The organism is Blastomonas sp. SL216, from assembly GCA_026625625.1.
GTDB lineage: Bacteria > Pseudomonadota > Alphaproteobacteria > Sphingomonadales > Sphingomonadaceae > Blastomonas.
Window position 1 is genome coordinate 3,154,392 of record CP113055.1, and the last position, 15,462, is coordinate 3,169,853.

15 protein-coding genes and 1 pseudogene are annotated in these 15,462 nt (G+C 64.3%); 5 read left to right on the forward strand and 11 right to left on the reverse strand.

Annotated elements, in window-relative coordinates:
• Positions 1-39: 39 nt before the first annotated feature.
• Positions 40-579 carry an outer membrane beta-barrel protein gene (locus OU999_14945; GenBank protein ID WAC23023.1) on the reverse strand — a complete coding sequence of 180 codons (540 nt, stop codon included), beginning with the start codon at positions 577-579 and terminating at the stop codon, positions 40-42.
• A 255-nt stretch (positions 580-834) separates the two neighbouring features.
• Here OU999_14945 and OU999_14950 point away from each other — a divergent pair, with 255 nt between their 5' ends.
• The 3 genes from OU999_14950 to OU999_14960 all read left to right on the forward strand — a co-directional run bounded on the left by OU999_14950 (position 835) and on the right by OU999_14960 (position 2,965).
• On the forward strand, positions 835-1,506 hold the full coding sequence (locus OU999_14950; GenBank protein ID WAC23024.1) for a glutathione S-transferase family protein: 672 nt from the start codon (positions 835-837) through the stop codon (positions 1,504-1,506).
• 135 nt (positions 1,507-1,641) lie between these two features.
• Positions 1,642-2,010 carry a hypothetical protein gene (locus tag OU999_14955; protein ID WAC23025.1) on the forward strand — a complete coding sequence of 123 codons (369 nt, stop codon included), beginning with the start codon at positions 1,642-1,644 and terminating at the stop codon, positions 2,008-2,010.
• Positions 2,000-2,965 (forward strand): hypothetical protein, encoded by a 966-nt coding sequence (locus tag OU999_14960; protein WAC23026.1) that lies wholly within the window; start codon positions 2,000-2,002, stop codon positions 2,963-2,965. The genes OU999_14955 and OU999_14960 overlap by 11 nt, the downstream gene beginning before the upstream one ends.
• A gap of 33 nt (positions 2,966-2,998) precedes the next feature.
• Here OU999_14960 and OU999_14965 read toward each other — a convergent pair whose 3' ends face one another.
• From OU999_14965 to OU999_14975, 3 genes and pseudogenes are all read right to left on the reverse strand, one after another.
• Positions 2,999-3,244: a hypothetical protein gene (locus OU999_14965; GenBank protein ID WAC25441.1), complete on the reverse strand. Its 246-nt coding sequence runs from the start codon at positions 3,242-3,244 to the stop codon at positions 2,999-3,001.
• A 237-nt stretch (positions 3,245-3,481) separates the two neighbouring features.
• Positions 3,482-4,048 (reverse strand): annotated as a pseudogene (locus OU999_14970) (sigma-54 dependent transcriptional regulator).
• A gap of 208 nt (positions 4,049-4,256) precedes the next feature.
• Positions 4,257-4,958 (reverse strand): hypothetical protein, encoded by a 702-nt coding sequence (locus tag OU999_14975; GenBank protein ID WAC23027.1) that lies wholly within the window; start codon positions 4,956-4,958, stop codon positions 4,257-4,259.
• Between the two features lie 127 nt (positions 4,959-5,085).
• Between OU999_14975 and lnt the strand changes: the two genes are divergently transcribed.
• Positions 5,086-6,621 carry an apolipoprotein N-acyltransferase gene (lnt, locus tag OU999_14980; protein WAC23028.1) on the forward strand — a complete coding sequence of 512 codons (1,536 nt, stop codon included), beginning with the start codon at positions 5,086-5,088 and terminating at the stop codon, positions 6,619-6,621.
• Between the two features lie 74 nt (positions 6,622-6,695).
• A complete protein-coding gene (gene metK / locus OU999_14985; protein WAC23029.1) occupies positions 6,696-7,913 on the forward strand; it encodes a methionine adenosyltransferase in 1,218 nt (405 codons plus the stop codon).
• A 106-nt stretch (positions 7,914-8,019) separates the two neighbouring features.
• Here the strand turns inward: metK and OU999_14990 are convergent, their stop codons facing one another.
• The 7 genes from OU999_14990 to OU999_15020 all read right to left on the reverse strand — a co-directional run bounded on the left by OU999_14990 (position 8,020) and on the right by OU999_15020 (position 15,363).
• Positions 8,020-8,328 carry a hypothetical protein gene (locus OU999_14990; protein ID WAC23030.1) on the reverse strand — a complete coding sequence of 103 codons (309 nt, stop codon included), beginning with the start codon at positions 8,326-8,328 and terminating at the stop codon, positions 8,020-8,022.
• A 92-nt stretch (positions 8,329-8,420) separates the two neighbouring features.
• A complete protein-coding gene (locus OU999_14995; protein WAC23031.1) occupies positions 8,421-8,987 on the reverse strand; it encodes a hypothetical protein in 567 nt (188 codons plus the stop codon).
• Positions 8,988-9,110: 123 nt separating this feature from the next.
• Entirely contained in the window at positions 9,111-9,422 is a 312-nt protein-coding gene (locus OU999_15000) for a hypothetical protein (GenBank protein ID WAC23032.1), read from the reverse strand.
• Positions 9,423-9,496: 74 nt separating this feature from the next.
• Positions 9,497-10,360 (reverse strand): UTP--glucose-1-phosphate uridylyltransferase GalU, encoded by an 864-nt coding sequence (gene galU, locus OU999_15005; protein WAC23033.1) that lies wholly within the window; start codon positions 10,358-10,360, stop codon positions 9,497-9,499.
• 89 nt (positions 10,361-10,449) lie between these two features.
• Entirely contained in the window at positions 10,450-10,983 is a 534-nt protein-coding gene (msrA, locus tag OU999_15010; GenBank protein ID WAC23034.1) for a peptide-methionine (S)-S-oxide reductase MsrA, read from the reverse strand.
• A 159-nt stretch (positions 10,984-11,142) separates the two neighbouring features.
• The gene (locus tag OU999_15015; protein ID WAC23035.1) at positions 11,143-14,223 is read right to left on the reverse strand and encodes an efflux RND transporter permease subunit; all 3,081 of its coding nucleotides are present in this window, start codon (positions 14,221-14,223) and stop codon (positions 11,143-11,145) included.
• A 12-nt stretch (positions 14,224-14,235) separates the two neighbouring features.
• Positions 14,236-15,363 (reverse strand): efflux RND transporter periplasmic adaptor subunit, encoded by a 1,128-nt coding sequence (locus OU999_15020; GenBank protein WAC23036.1) that lies wholly within the window; start codon positions 15,361-15,363, stop codon positions 14,236-14,238.
• Between the last annotated feature and the right edge of the window lie 99 nt (positions 15,364-15,462).

Below are 15,462 nucleotides of genomic sequence, written 5' to 3' on the forward strand. Positions count from 1 at the left end.
GGGCCTTGTTGCCGACCGTCAGCGGTCAGCGGATGCCGATCAGAAGTTGAACGACAGGCCGCCGGCGACGCGGGTGGTATCAAAGCCCAGCGTGTCGACCGTCACGCGCAGCGCGGTGTTCGGGCCGATCTTGTACTGGCCGCCGATGCCGACGAGATAATCGCCATCGGTGTCGTCAAAGCCGGCGGGAACGGGCACGTTCAGCACCTTCGAACCGTCGACATTCACCCACTGATAGCCGCCGCGCGCAAACAGCTGGCCGCGTTCGCCAACATTCACGCCGATCTTGCCGGCAACGCCATATTCGCTGTCGATGGCGTTGGAGCCCAGGTTGTAATTGCCTTCGGCACCCAGCACGAGCGTCGGGCCGACGGGAACGTCGACACCGGCATAGACACCGTAGATCGCGCCATCATCGGCACCGATCGGGTTGCTGCCCAGGTCATGATAGCCGACCTGGCCACCGACATAGACTTCGGGCTGGCCGGCGTCCTGCGCCATCGCGGGTGCGGACAGGGCGAAGGGAAGGGCCGCGGCTGCCGAAAGCGCTGCGAGCTTGAGGGGGGTCAGTGTTTTCATTGTCTTGTCCTTCATTGACACGCCAGGTCTTGCCCGGCGTCGCAGCCGGTCTAGTGCCCCGCACCCGACCCTAAGCTGAACGAAAGATGCGGCAAATCGACAGAATCCATCCGTTCGTCGAAACAATATGACTTTCTGTTCAGCTTCGCGCGGTGCGCGCCTGCCCGTTTGCTCGCCCCGTTTCGACGGTAAAAATGCGTGACCACGCGCAACGATTTATGGACGCACCCGCGCGGCTGTTGCATGGATGATGGCATGTGGCAGCTGTTCCAATTCCCCTTATGTCCGTTTTCGCGCAAAGTCCGGCTCCTGCTGGGGGAAAAGGGCATAGGCTATGAACTGGTGCGCGAATCACCCTGGGAACAGCGCGACGAATTTCTCGACATGAACCCCGCCGGGCGCACCCCGGTGATGCGCCATCGCGATCGCGACCAGACGCTGTGCGACAGCTGGGCGATCTGCGAATATTTCGAGGAAACGGTCGAAAAGAACCCGATGATCAACGGGTCCGCCGACAATCGCGCCGAAATCCGGCGGCTGGTCGCCTGGTTCGACGAACAGTTCTTTGGCGATGTCGTCGCCCCGCTGATGCACGAACGCATGCGCAAGCGCCTGATCTATCGCCAGCCGCCCGATGGCCGCGTGCTGCGCGAGGCGATGCGGCTCGCTAATACCCATCTCGATTATATCGACTATCTGCTCGACCATCACGCGTGGATCGCGGGCGCGACGATGAGCCTGGCGGACCTGGCGGCTGCCGCGCATATCTCGATCGCCGATTATCTGGGCGGCATCGACTGGCTGGCGCATGCGCAGACCGCCGACTGGTACCGGAAGTTCAAATCCCGGCCCTCCTTTCGTCCGCTGCTGGCCGAACGGATGGAAGTGATCAAGCCACCGGCGCATTACGAGGAAGCGGATTTCTGATTCGCCTCCGACCGCTTGAGCATCAGCCGGCGGGGACAGAGTTGCACCGGAATGGTGTTTTCATCCAATTACTCAACGCATTTTAAATGTTACTCTTTGGGCTTGAAGTGATTCTCACGCACAAAGGGGGCTTTCGTGCGCGGCATTGGCTTGACCCTGTTGACGTTGCTGGCGGGCCTGCCCCTTGTGGGCGGCTGCACCATCGTCCGGGTGGAAGGCGCTAGCCCGGCCACCAGCGTGCATTTCGGCGTGCTGCGCCTTGCCCCCGCAACGCCCGATTCGATGATCTCGGTCGATGCCACCGGTATCGGGCTGGTGCCGGGCATGTCGGGCGCGACGCTGGGCTTTGCGCGCAGCCGCATGGTGTTCCTCAACGATTTGTCCCGCTGCCGTCTGGTGATCTTCGAGACCGGCAACGACCCGCAATCACGCGCCTTCTGGGCCGAGGCGATCAGCGACGTGCAACAGGCCTGCAATCAGGGGGAGATGAAGGATGGGCGGTAAGGCAAGGATCGGTGCGGCATGGATCGCGCTCTCGGCAAGTATGCTAGCGGGCGGGTGCTACCCGATGGAGCAGGCGTCGCTTGTTTATTCCTCGCGCCAGCAAATGGGGGTCAATGTTACGGCGGGCACCTCCGATTCTCCGGGCATGGATGTTGTCATCGGCTACAAGGGGCTCGATGTGGCCATGGTACCGGTCGCCGTGGCAAAACACTGCAAGCATGAAACACCTGCCAATTGCGTCCAGGGCAATTACGACATGAAGATCATCGCGGGCCGACGCAATGAGAGCACCGGTACCGATGATCTGCAGGCTGCCATCGCCAATCTGAACGCATTGATTTCTGACAAATCTGCGTTGCTTCGCGGACAGCAAGGCAATCTTGCTACATTGCAGAAGACCATCTCGGACAGAGGAACGTTCTATGAAATAGAGAACGAAATTAATCGGATCGATGCGCTGAAAAAAAGTACGCCTGCAGATCAGGTTGAGGCTCTCGATGGCTACGAAAAGCAGATCGGCCTGAAGCGTTCAGAGCAGGGGCAGTTTGCTTATGCCAAGGATGAAAACCTCACGGAACTGCAGAAGACGGCAGATGGCTTGCGGAAGAATATTGACAGTTTGACCACTGAGATCGGGCAGAACAAGGATAGTTTGAGCGAGAAGCTTCTGGCAGTGCAGATGGAGTCGGTTGGTACCCGCGACGATGCGCTTTCTGTTTATGGCACGTTCGATGGTGGATCGGTCGGCAACAGGGATGGTGCAAAGCTCAGTGTAGGCAAAGTGTTTGCAACAGGCATTGCGGCCCAATTCCTGTCGGAAACGGCGGGAATTTCGGATTGCCTAGCCAAGCTGGCGATTTTGGCTGAAAGCGTGGCGGAAGGGGCAGCCAGGAGTGCCTATGTGAGCGACACAAGAAAACTGTGCGAGATGAAGCACGCAGGCCAAGCGCATTGATGCGCCTGGTCGGGTGTTATGTAGCGGCTCCGTTCAGGCGCTCAGCGCGATCTCGCGGCCGATCTGGTAGCGCTTCATCTTCTCGACAAAGGTGGTGCGCTGCAGCTTGACCAGGCGCGCGGCGGCGGAGACGACGCCGTTGGTCGATTCGAGCGCCTCGATCAGCACGCGGCGTTCCTCGTTCTGCAGGTGCTCGCGCAGATCGATCGGCTTGCCGAAGGTCGGCGTGACCGGCTGGATGATGGCGGGCTGGGCGTGGACTGGCTGAGCGGGCGCCATCGTCACGACATTGGCGGGCATGGCAACGCCGATCGGCGCGGACATTTCCGGACGGGCCGAGCGGATCGGGCGCAGCAGCATCGCCATCTGGTCGGTGCCTACTTCCATGCCTTGGAAGAACACGGCGGCGCGCTCAACCAGATTCTTGAGCTCGCGGACATTGCCCGGCCAGTCATGCGCCATCAGGATGGCCATTGCCTCTTCGGTGAACACCGGCGGGTTGTCGGCTGCAAAGCCGCGCGACAGGAAATGCTCGACCAGCATCGGAATGTCCTCGATCCGCTCGGCCAGCGCGGGCAGCTCGATCGGCAGGACGTTGAGGCGGTAGAACAAGTCAGCGCGGAACCGGCCTTGCCCGATCGCGCTTTCCAGGCATTGATGGGTTGCCGCGATGAGGCGGACATCGACGCGGACGTCGTCGTTGCTGCCGATGCGGCGGACCTTGTGGTCTTCCAGCACGCGCAGCAGGCGGACCTGCATGTCGAGCGGCATTTCGCCGATTTCGTCGAGGAACAGGGTGCCGTTATTGGCCGATTCGAAATGGCCGATGCGGCGCGCGATCGCGCCGGTGAAGCTGCCCTTTTCATGGCCGAACAGTTCGGATTCGATCAGCTCGCGGGGAATGGCGCCGCTGTTGACCGCGATGAACGGGGCGGCGGCACGTTCGGACGCGCGGTGCAGCGCCTGCGCCACCAGCTCCTTGCCGGTTCCCGACGGGCCGGTGATCAGCACCGATGCACTGGTCTGCGCCGCAAAGCGCACCAGACCACGGATTTCCCGGATCGCCAGGCTGTTGCCCACGATCAGGTCGGCCATTGCCAGTCCGTCGAGCTGTTCCATTATGCTTGCCCCATTTCGTTACCAGCGGTGCTTACCGCGACTAGTTAACGATTTAGGGGTCATTCGTTAACGATGGGTAAAGCCGTCAGATCAGGTGACAGTTTTCGCCAAATATTTGACATGCTGTGGAAAAATCATGTCCCGATATGGGGCTGGCCGCAAACCGGGTGATTCAGCGCTTCTCTGCGGGACGCGCGAGGTTGAAGCAATGCTCGAAATCAATGCCGCCGTCCTGGTCAGCTCCATCATCGCTGGCGTCGCGCGCCTTTTCTGCCGCAATGGCGGTCTCGCGCGTCTCGATCAGCCTGGCATCGGCTTCGTTGCCGCTCAGCCCTTCATCGCGCATTTCGTCACGCGCCCGCGATTCGAGCACGCTGGCCAGCGTCTGGAGGTCGCGCGCGGTGTTCGAATCACCCTCGCGGCGCTTCACCTCTTCATAGGCGAGCTGCACATAGACCGCGCATTGCAGCATAGAGGGCGGCGGCGGCAGCGGCACCGCGGCGTCCAGCTTGGCCAGGCACGGCTCCATGATGGCATCGACAACGCCCGCCGGATCGTTCGATTGCGCCGCATCCTGCTGCAATTGCTGGACGATCTGCCACAGCGCCGCGCCAATCGCTTGCTCGCTGGAGGCGGTTTCGGTGACGATCCGCTCTGCAGTGCGGACAAAATAGCTGCGGCCCCGGCTCACCAGAGTGGGGTAGCCGAGCGCCGACGTCACGCCGCGTTCCTGTTCGGACGCCACGATCGCAAAGGCTGCAGCGCAGGTCAGGTCGTCGCGCTGCGCTTGAGTGAGCGCGGGCGGCGCCATGGCCGGAATGGCCGGCGAGGCGACGGCTTGTGCGGCGAGCAACAGGGCAGCAAGGCTGGTCATGGCTGTGCTTATGCTGGGGGCTTGGCTGCCTGTCACCTGCTTTTGCATCGAAAAGCCGCCATAGTGTGACAGGCGCGTTGCAACCCCGATTGTCAGGCCGCGCGGGCACGGGCATAGGGTCGGGCAGATGATCCAGCGCTTTCCCAAATGGCTCGCCCTGCTGGCGGGCGGCCTTTCCGCCACCGGCTTTGCGCCGCTGAACCTGTGGCCGGTGACGCTGGGCTGCATGGCCCTGCTGATCCATCTGATCGCGATCGCGCCCAACCGCCGGGCTGCCTTTGCGCGCGGCTGGATGTTCGGCCTGGGCCAGTTCACCATCGGGCTGAACTGGATCGCGATTGCCTTTACCTATCAGGATGCGATGCCGGCCTGGCTGGGCTGGGTCGCGGTGGTCGGGCTGTCCTGCTATCTCGCGCTCTTCCCGGCGCTGGCGACTCTGGCCGTCCATATGCTGTTCGCCCGTGATGGCGCGCGGCCGACCGCGCCATTCATCCTGGGCTTTGCCGCGCTGTGGCTGGTCACCGAATGGATGCGCGCCTGGGTGTTTACCGGCTTTGCCTGGAACCCGCTCGGCGTCGTCGCGCTCGATGCGGGATGGGCCGCGCGGCTGGTCGGCACCTATGGGCTGGGTGCGCTGGTGATGCTGGCATCGGGCGCGCTGCTGCTGGTGGCGCACAGGCAGTGGAAGCCCGGGCTCGGGCTGCTCGCAGGGGTCGCGCTGGCCAGCCTGGCGGGATGGGCGGTTGCCCCCGCGCCTGCCGGCCTCACCAAAACGCCGCTCACCGTGGTGCAGCCGAACAACGACCAGTCGGACAAATATGATCCGCAAGAGGCGATGCGCAACTTTGCCCGGCTGGTTGACCAGACCGTCGACCGCAAGGCCCCGCGCGGGCGACTGGTCTTCTGGCCGGAGGCGGCGACCGAGGATTTTGTCGAGGACGGCTATCCCCGCCGCTTCTATTATCCTGAAACCGCTGCCGGTGTCCGCGCACGGTTGACCCGTCCGATCAACGATGGCGATCTGCTGGTGACCGGCGGGGCGAAGCTGGATTTTGACAATCAGGGCCAGGCCATCGCCGCGGCCAACAGCGTGTTCGTCTTCAGCAGCCAGGGCGAGATACTGGGCAGCTATGACAAGAGCCATCTGGTGCCCGGCGGTGAGTATCTGCCCTATGAAGAGCTGCTGGGGCCATTGGGCCTGTCGCGGCTGGTGCCGGGAACGCTGGGCTTCACCCCGGGGCCGGGGGCGCAGACCATCGATCTTGGCCGGTTCGGGCGGATGGGGCTGCAGATCTGCTACGAAATCGTGTTCTCGGGCGAAGTGGCTGATCGCGCCCAGCGGCCAGGCTTCATCTTCAACCCCAGCAACGATGCCTGGTTCGGCCCCTGGGGCCCGCCCCAGCATCTGGCGCAGGCGCGGATGCGCGCGCTGGAGGAAGGCGTGCCAGTCATCCGCTCCACCCCCACCGGCATATCGGCGGTGATCGATGCCGATGGCCGGTTGCTCCAGTCCATCGCGCACCACAAGGCGGGGCATATCGATGCGCTGATGCCCAAGGCGCATGGTCCCACACCCTTTGCGCTCTGGGGCAATCTGCTGCCGCTTGGCCTTGCCGCGCTGCTGATGCTGTTCGCGGTTGCACTGCGTGCATTCCGCCGTTAAGGGCCGTGATATAAGGAAATCTTTATATGTGCCTGCGGGGCGGTTCCCCGTGGGCCTCAGCAAGAAGGCGACCCATGCGCAAGAGCTTCCTCTTTACCTCCGAATCGGTCAGCGAAGGCCATCCCGACAAGGTTGCAGACCAGATTTCCGACTCGGTCGTCGATCTGTTCCTGTCCAAGGACCCCTATGCGCGCGTCGCCTGCGAAACGCTGACCACCACGCAGCGCGTCGTGCTGGCCGGTGAAATCCGCTGCAAGGGCGTGTACGAAAATGGTGAATGGGCCCCCGGCGCGCTGGAAGAAATCGAAAAGACCGTCCGCGCGACCGTGAAGCGCATCGGCTACGAGCAGGACGGCTTCCACTGGGAAACCTTCAGCTTCGAAAACCACCTGCACGGCCAGTCGGCTGAAATCGCGCAGGGCGTCGATGCCAAGGACAACAAGGACGAAGGCGCCGGCGACCAGGGCATCATGTTCGGCTATGCCTCGGACGAGACCGAAGACCTGATGCCCGCCACGCTCGACTATTCGCACAAGATTCTCGAGCGCATGGCTGCCGACCGTCACAACAAGGTCGTCGATTTCCTCGAGCCCGACGCCAAGAGCCAGGTGACGCTCGCCTATGAAGACGAAAAGCCGGTGCGCGCCACCGCTCTGGTCGTCTCCACCCAGCACGCTGCCGACTATTACTGGCATGAAGGCCAGGGCGATGCCGACAAGTATCAGAAGCTGTACGACTATGTCGTCGGCGTGATGCACGACGTTCTGCCCAAGGGTTTCATCACCGACGAAACCAAGATCTACGTCAACCCGACCGGTCGTTTCGAAATCGGTGGTCCTGACGGCGATGCCGGTGTGACCGGCCGCAAGATCATCGTCGACACCTATGGCGGCGCTTCGCCCCATGGCGGCGGCGCTTTCTCGGGCAAGGACCCGACCAAGGTCGACCGTTCGGCTGCCTATATCAGCCGCTACATGGCCAAGAACATCGTTGCAGCAGGCCTTGCGCGTCGCTGCACCATCCAGCTGTCCTACGCCATCGGTATTGCCGAGCCGCTGTCGCTCTATGTCGACACCCACGGCACCGGAACGATCGCCGACGACAAGATCGAGGCGGTTCTGCCGCAGCTCGTGCGTCTGACGCCGCGCGGCATCCGCGAGCATCTGGGCCTCAACAAGCCGATCTATCAGAAGTCGGCGGCGTACGGTCACTTCGGCCGCAAGCCCGAAGGCGACTTCTTCCCCTGGGAGAAGACCGATCTGGCCGAAAAGCTAAAGGCGGCTCTCGCCTGATCCCCAAGGATCGCTGAAACACAAAAAGGCCGGGTGATCATCGCGATGACCCGGCCTTTTTTGTTGCCGGTTGCTCAAGCAGAGCCACCTTGCCCAGCGGCCAGCGTCACATGGTGCATCGCAGCCAGTAGGTGCGCTTGCCGTAGACCAGCGTGCCGACATGGCTTGGTCCATTGCCCGACGCGTTGGCGCGCGTGACCGGCACCGGACGAAGGCGCAGCAGGCCCGCCTCGCTGCCCTTGGCATCGAGCAGGACGATCCTGACCAGCGATGGCGAGGCCATTGTCTGTCGCCATCCCCAGCGTGCCAGGTCGCGTTTGCCCTGACGGACGCTCAGCTGGTCAAAGGCCATGGTCGAGCCCACCAGTGCGGACACCTCAGGGGTGTCGCGACGGCCCGAACATTCCAGATTCATTGTCGCAAAAGCCGGGCAGGAGGTCATGGCCAGCCATCCCAGCGCCAAGGCCGAGGCCGTCTTGAGCAAGCGGGGAGAGGCGGGCCGGTAGTTCAAAGCTTGCCGAACTTCGCCTCGAACCCGGCAATATCGCCGCGCGCCAGGAAGCCTGCCTGTTCGATCCAGCCGTCGCGATCGACGCGGCCCTTGAACGTGCCGAGATACGGATCGATTTCCGCGACATCGGCAGGGGTCCAGGCGGCAATCTGGTCGTAACGGGCAACGCCCAGTTCGCCGAGCAGCGTGTTGAGCTTGGGGCCGATGCCCTTGATCTTGCGCAGGTCGTCGGGCTCGCCGACGGCAGCGGCGATGCGCGGCTTGCCGCTGGCCTGGGCCTCTGCAGCCTGGGCGGCGATCTGGGCGTCGATGTCAGCCGTGGAAAGCGGAACCGCCACAGGATCAGACGCGCCGCCAAGGGTCGGGACGATCGCGGGCGGCGCTTCGACCGCGGCATGGCCGTGATCGTGCGTGTCATGGCCATGGCCATGATCGTCATGCCCGTGTCCGGCATCGTGATGGCCTGCACCCGCGCCGCCGCTGCGCCCGACCAGCGCCCAGACGAGGATCATCACGGCGATCACCAGAGCGGCGATCAGGAAAAAGAGCTGCTGTCCATCCATGGAATATCGGGGCCTTTCATCAACACGCGGCCCGGCGCACGAGCGCCCCGGCCGCCCAAGGCCCTTACCGGGTTGAACGATTCGTGACCAGACCCGCTTTTGCAGGCCAGGGCAGTCCCGGCGTTACATGACGCGGTCGCGCTCGTCGTCGATCTGTTCCTGGATATCGCGTGCCAGTTCGCACGCATCATCGTTGCCGTCGTCGCACTTGCGCAGTGCCTTGTCGCGCTGGCGCTGCAGCTTGCCCAGCCGCTCCTCCGCCTTGCGCATCGCGCGACCGCGGTTCTCGTCGGCTTCGGACTGGCTGGTGGTGGCAAGATCGACGCCCTTGGACACGATCTTGACAGGCGCGGTCACCACCGCGCCGACCGCGCTGGCGATGCAGCCGGTCAGTGCCAGCGGAGCCAGCAGGACAAAGCCAAGCGCAGTTTTCATCGATTCGACCCTCCGACGCGCGGAACCGCGCAGCATGGGTCCTGCTATAGCCCGGCTGAGCCTGTGCTGAACCGCTATTTCAACAGATCGAGCGCAAAGGCGCGGATTTCGTCGGCCATATCCTCGCGGCCCAGCGCGATGGCGAGGTTCGCCTGGACATAGCCCGCCTTGGAGCCGCAGTCATAGCGCTTGCCGGCAAAGGTCACCGCGTGGAACGGCTGGGTGCCGATCATCCGCGCCATCGCATCGGTCAGCTGAATCTCGCCGCCTGCGCCCTTTTCCTGGCTTTTCAGCGTGTGCATCACTTCGGGCTGCAGGATGTAGCGGCCCGAGATGATGAGGTTCGACGGCGCATCCTCGATCCTGGGCTTTTCGACCAGACCGAGCACCTCGGTGATATCGCCCTCGCGGGTGCCGGGCGCGATCACGCCATAGCTCGACACCGCCTCGCGCGGCACTTCCAGCACGCTGATCAGATTGCCGCCCAGCCGGTTATAGGCATCGACCATCTGCTTCATGCAGCCGGGCGATCCCACCATGAATTCATCGGGCAGGAAGATCGCGAACGGCTCGTCACCGACGATATCGCGCGCGCACCAGATCGCGTGCCCCAGGCCCAAGGGTTCCTGCTGGCGGACATAGGCGCAGTTGCCGGGACCCAGCCGGGTGGGCTCCAGCACCTCGAGTGACTTGCCGCGCTCTGCCATCGTCTTTTCCAGCTCGAACGCGATGTCGAAATGGTCCTCGATCGCGCTCTTGCCGCGCCCGGTGACGAAGATCATCTGTTCGATCCCCGCCTCGCGCGCTTCGTCCACCGCATATTGGATCAGCGGACGATCGACGATCGGCAGCATCTCCTTGGGGATCGCCTTGGTAGCGGGCAGGAAGCGGGTGCCAAGACCGGCAACCGGAAACACAGCTTTGCGGATGGGCTTCACGTTATGTCCTCTTTATCGGCCCCGACAGCCGACGCGAGACCTTGCAGCGTGCTGCGCGGCTGTCAAGCCGCGACCCGGTCACGCCGGACTCAGGCCTTCACGCGCGCCGCAAAGCTCTTGCGCAGCTTCTGCAGCTTGGGCGGGATCACCGCCAGGCAATAGGGATTGCGCTGGCCTTCGCCGGCCCAGTATTCCTGATGATAATCCTCGGCTGGATACCAGGTGGTCGCCTCCTCGATGGTGGTGACGATCGGGGCGGGCCAGTTGGGCTGGTTGCGGCTCATCGCAGCCTCGGCCTCGACCTGCTGGGCGGCATCGAGCGGGAAGATGGCCGAGCGATACTGGGTGCCGACGTCATTGCCCTGGCGGTTGAGCTGCGTCGGATCGTGCGTGGCAAAGAAGATGTCGAGCAGATCGGCATAGCTCAGCTGCTCGTCGTCAAAGGTCACCCGAATGGCTTCGGCATGGCCGGTATCGCCGCCGCACACCTGCTTGTAGGTCGGGTTGACGGCGGTGCCGCCGATATAGCCGCTTTCGACCTGGCTTACCCCGACCACGTCGTTGAACACGGCCTCGGTGCACCAGAAACAGCCTCCGGCAATGATGGCGGTTTGTTCGGTCATTCGGGTTGTCCTTTTTTGCTTGCACCCACTCCGCTCAGCCTGAGCCTGTCGAAGGCCTCGCGCCTACGCAGGCCAAAAAGCGGGGCCTTCGACAAGCTCAGGCTGAGCGGGCTTTGGTTCGATACCGAAATAGAGCGAGACGGCTGCAAAACAACCACCCTAGCCTTCGACCGGCAGCACCGGCGGTGCTTTGGCCTCGTCATCCTGCTCGCCGCCGCGCGCGATCAGCAGGTACATGGCCGGGGTGACGATGCGCGACAGCAGGGTGGAGGAGATCAGCCCGCCGATGATCACGCTGGCCAGCGGCGCGTAGAGCGAGCCGCCGAACAGCGCGAGCGGCAACAGCCCGCCGATCGCGGTGACCGAGGTCAGCAGCACCGGCAGGAAGCGCACTTCGCCCGCGCGTTCGATCGCCGCGCGCAGGCCCATGCCCTCGCGCCTCAGCTGGGTGGTGAAATCGACGAGCAGGATCGAATTCTTGATCTCGATGCCGATCAGCGCGACAAAGCCGATGATCGCCATATAGCTCAGCGACGATCCGGTCACGAACAGCGCGACAAAGCCGCCGAACGTGCCGAGCGGGATGACGCCTGCCACCACGATCGTCTCGCGGAACCGGCCGAATTCCGCCACCAGCACCGCGAAAATGCCGAACAGGGCGATCAGGATGATCGGCCCCAGCCCGCCGAACACGGTGGCGATCGCCTCGGCCTCGCCGCCCGCCGAAACGCGATAGCCCGGCGGCAGCTTCAGCTTGTCGACCTCGCCCATGGCCTGCTCGCTGATCCGCGCTGGCAGCGCGCCGGGCTGGGCATTGGCGGTGACCGTCACCGACCGTTCGAGCTGATAGCGCTGAATCTGCGGGGGGACGCTCTGCAGCCGGGGGCTGCTGATCTCGGACAGCGGGATCGCCTCGCCGGTGCGGCTGGCGACATAGACCTTGTCGAGCGCGGAGATCGGCTGGCTGGCATCGAGCGGCAGGCGCACGACGACGCGGTAGCTGTCGCCTTCGGGATCGCGGAAGGTGCCTGCGCCTTCGCCCGACAGCGCCAGGCGGATGGCCCGGCGCGGTTCGCCCGGCGCGATGTTGAGCAGCGCCGCCTTGGCATCGTCAATGCCGATATCGAGGTCGATGCCATCGGTCGCGACCGGGTTGATCACGTCGCGCGCGCCGGGCGTCGCGCGGAGGATCTTCTCCACCTTCGCGGCCAGATCGCGCAGCGTATCGAGATTTTCGCCCGTAATGCGCAGCGCCACGGGCGATGCGATCGGCGCGCCGTTCTGAAACAGCTCGACATTGAAACGCGCGCCCGGAATCTGTTCCAGCCGGTCGCGGATGCGCTGGATCATCTCGGGGCTGCGGTCCGCATTCCAGCGGTCCATCACCGCGAACACCTCGCCGAAATTCGGCCGCTGGTCGAGCGCGAAGACATTGTAGAACACTTGCGGGTTGGAGCTGCCGGTATTGGCGGCGCGCACCTTGATATCCGGCTCCCTGGCCAGCACCGCCTCGACCTTGCGCACCAGCGCGTCGGTGGTGGCGACGCTGCTGCCCTGTTCGGCATCGATGGTGACGCGGAAATAGCTGGTATCGGCATAGGGGAACAGGCTGAAGCCCAGCACCGGGATCAGCGCAAAGGCCGACAGCGTCAGCGCCATCGACGCCCAGAAGGTCTGTTTGGGCTTGTCGAGCGCCTTGTGCAGGATCGGGCGATAGAGCCGCTCGATCTGGTGCGTCAGCCATTTGAGGATCGCATTGCCCTCCGGGTCCTCATCGCGCGAGAGGATGCGGCTGGCAAGAAAGGGAATGATCGTCAGCGAGATCACCAGCGAGGCGAAGACGGTGAAGATGATCGTGTAGATGAACGACTGGGTGAACTTGCCCGCGCCTTCGGGCAGAAACAGCAGCGGCGTGAAGGCGAAGATCAGCACGCCGGTCGAGCCCAGCACCGCAGGCGTGATCTCGCGCGTGGCATCGATCGCGGCGATCGATCGGCGCTTGCCCATGCGCAGATGGCGCGAGATGTTTTCGGTCACCACGATCGAATCGTCGACCAGCAGGCCCAGCGCGACGATGAACCCTGCCACCGCGAGCTGGCTGAGGTTGAAGCCCATCACGCTGATCGCCAGCAGGCCCGAGGCGAGCGACAGCGGAATCGAGATCATCACGATCACCGAAGCGCGCCAGCCCAAAGGCAGCAGCGTGATGATGACGAGGCCCAGAGCGAGCGAGAAGTCGCGGGTCAGTTCGCTCAGGCGGTGTTCGATGTCGCGGCTCTGGTCGAATATCTGTTCCAGCCGGATATCGGGCGGGAAATTGGCCTGTTGCCGCTTCAGTTCCTCTTCCAGCGAAGCCTTGAGGCGGATGACATCGAAGCCGTCCTTCTGCTGGATCGACAGGAAGATCGCGCGCTCGCCGTTGAAGCGGGTGATGTACAATTGCTCGGCCTCGCCCCAGCGGACATCGGCGACGTCCCTGACGCGCATCAGCGTGCCGTTGCCCGCGCGGATCGGCAGGTTGGCGATGGTATCGAGATCGCGATAGGCGCCGCCGGCCTCGACATTGAAGCGCCGTCCCGCACTGTCGACCGCGCCGGGGGGCAGTTCCGCTCCGCCGCGGCGCAGCGCATCGGCGATCGCGGAGGGGGCGAGGCCCAGTTCGGCCAGCCGGCGGCTGTCGATCGCCACCTGCACCTCGGGCGTGGGCAGACCATCGATCACCGTGTTGCGCACGCCGGGATAGCGGACAAAGGTGTCGCGGATGTCCTCAGAATATTTCTGCAACCGGCGCCAGCTTGCGGTCTTGCTGACCATGGCGAGCTGCAGCACCGCCGCTTCGGTGGTGCGCGCCTTGCGATAGCGCAGCTCGGTAATGCCCTCGGGCAGCTGGCTGCGGATCGCACTGACCTCGCGCACGACATCGTTGAAATACTGGTCGGGGTCGCCGTCCCAGTCGAATTCGGCGGTCACGGTGACAAAGCCGTCGGTAATCCCTGCGCGGATCTCGTCGATATCGTCGATCCCGCGCAGCACCTCCTCGATCGGCTTGGCAATGGTCTGCTCGATATCCGCCGCGTCCGCGCCGGGCAGCGCGATGATCACGGTGACGACGGGGATCGGGAAATGCGGGTCGACCGAGCGCGGGATGGTCAGCAGCGACGTCAGTCCCAGCGCCGCCAGCAGCAGGAACGCCACCAGGCTGAGCTGCCACCGGGCAATGGTAAAGGCGGCGAGGTTCATGCTGGACGGGCGCTACTGGGCTGCGGCAGCGGGCGCTGCGGCGGCGCTGCTGCGGCTCGACTGGCGCGTGGCCAGCGGCTTCACCTTCGCGCCATCGGTCAGCAGCACCAGGCCAGAAGCGACGATGCGGTCGCCCGGCTTCAGGCCACCGGTGATGACCAGTTCCTTGTCGTCGATCCGGCCGATCTGCACCGCACGCGCGCGGACGCGATTGGCCTTGGGGTCGAGCAGATAGACAAAGCCCTCGTCCGCCCGCACGTTGAACACCGCGCTGGCGGGCACGGCGAGCCCGGTAGCGTCGGGCGCGGCGGCGACGCGGAATTCGGCGGTGCCGATCTGGCCAGAGCGCAGCGCCGGGTTGGCGGGCAGCGCAATGGTGACCTCGAACGCGCCCGAAGACGGGTTGGCGCGCGCGTCGATCTCGCTGATCACGCCTTCGATCTCGCCGCCAGGCACCGCAGACAGGCGCACCATCACCGGCATTCCGGGGGTGAGCCGCGCGATGTCGCTGTCGATCATCGGTGCGCGCAGCACCATGCCGCCACTGGTTTCACCCAGCACGACGATCTGCGTGCCCGCCGCCACCACCTGGCCAGGCTCGGCAGTGCGGGCCAGGATGATGCCGCCCGATGGCGCGTTGATACGCGATGTGCCGCTGGCAAAGCCTGCGCTGCTGACCTGGGACGAGGCGGCGCGCGCGGTGGCCTCGGCACGCTCAAGCTGCGCGCGCGTCACCCAGCCCTTTTCGAACAGCTGCTGGAACCGGCCCAGCTCTGCCTGCGCGCGCTGCTGCTCGGCGCGGGCGCTGTCCAGATTGGCGCTGACCTGAGTCGCATCGAGCGCCGCGATCAGGGCACCGGGCATCACCCGGTCGCCTTCCTGAAAGCGGATGCTGGCGATCTTGCCCGCCGTGGTGAAGCCCAAAGGCGTCTCATAGCGATAGCGCACCGTGCCCGCTGCGGTGATCAGCGCCGAGGTCGAAGCCGGGCGCACCACCGCAATGGTGACCGGATAGACCTTGTCGGCCGAAACCGGCGCTGCGGTATCGCTGCCGCCAGAACAGGCGGAAAGCGCCAGCATCGCGCCAGCGATCAGCGACAGGGTGAGGGGCCCGAGCGGGCGAGCGGTGACGAAGCGCATATTGAGTTTCTATCTGCAACCAGTTTTTCTGGCAAGCGCGGAACTGAAATCGATGGCATTTCTTGGGAGGTCGCTGCGATTAGGCCAGAATTAACCAAC

Excerpts from the sequence above, each read along its gene's own strand:
- lnt (WAC23028.1), top strand. The coding sequence starts at position 5,086 with ATGATCCAGCGCTTTCCCAAATGGCTCGCCCTGCTGGCGGGCGGCCTT.
- metK (WAC23029.1), top strand. The coding sequence starts at position 6,696 with ATGCGCAAGAGCTTCCTCTTTACCTCCGAATCGGTCAGCGAAGGCCAT.
- OU999_15015 (WAC23035.1), bottom strand. The coding sequence starts at position 14,223 with ATGAACCTCGCCGCCTTTACCATTGCCCGGTGGCAGCTCAGCCTGGTG.
- msrA (WAC23034.1), bottom strand. The coding sequence starts at position 10,983 with ATGACCGAACAAACCGCCATCATTGCCGGAGGCTGTTTCTGGTGCACC.
- OU999_14950 (WAC23024.1), top strand. The coding sequence starts at position 835 with ATGTGGCAGCTGTTCCAATTCCCCTTATGTCCGTTTTCGCGCAAAGTC.
- OU999_15020 (WAC23036.1), bottom strand. The coding sequence starts at position 15,363 with ATGCGCTTCGTCACCGCTCGCCCGCTCGGGCCCCTCACCCTGTCGCTG.
- OU999_14945 (WAC23023.1), bottom strand. The coding sequence starts at position 579 with ATGAAAACACTGACCCCCCTCAAGCTCGCAGCGCTTTCGGCAGCCGCG.
- OU999_14995 (WAC23031.1), bottom strand. The coding sequence starts at position 8,987 with ATGGATGGACAGCAGCTCTTTTTCCTGATCGCCGCTCTGGTGATCGCC.
- OU999_15000 (WAC23032.1), bottom strand. The coding sequence starts at position 9,422 with ATGAAAACTGCGCTTGGCTTTGTCCTGCTGGCTCCGCTGGCACTGACC.
- OU999_14990 (WAC23030.1), bottom strand. The coding sequence starts at position 8,328 with ATGAATCTGGAATGTTCGGGCCGTCGCGACACCCCTGAGGTGTCCGCA.
- OU999_14975 (WAC23027.1), bottom strand. The coding sequence starts at position 4,958 with ATGACCAGCCTTGCTGCCCTGTTGCTCGCCGCACAAGCCGTCGCCTCG.
- OU999_14960 (WAC23026.1), top strand. The coding sequence starts at position 2,000 with ATGGGCGGTAAGGCAAGGATCGGTGCGGCATGGATCGCGCTCTCGGCA.
- OU999_14965 (WAC25441.1), bottom strand. The coding sequence starts at position 3,244 with ATGGCGCCCGCTCAGCCAGTCCACGCCCAGCCCGCCATCATCCAGCCG.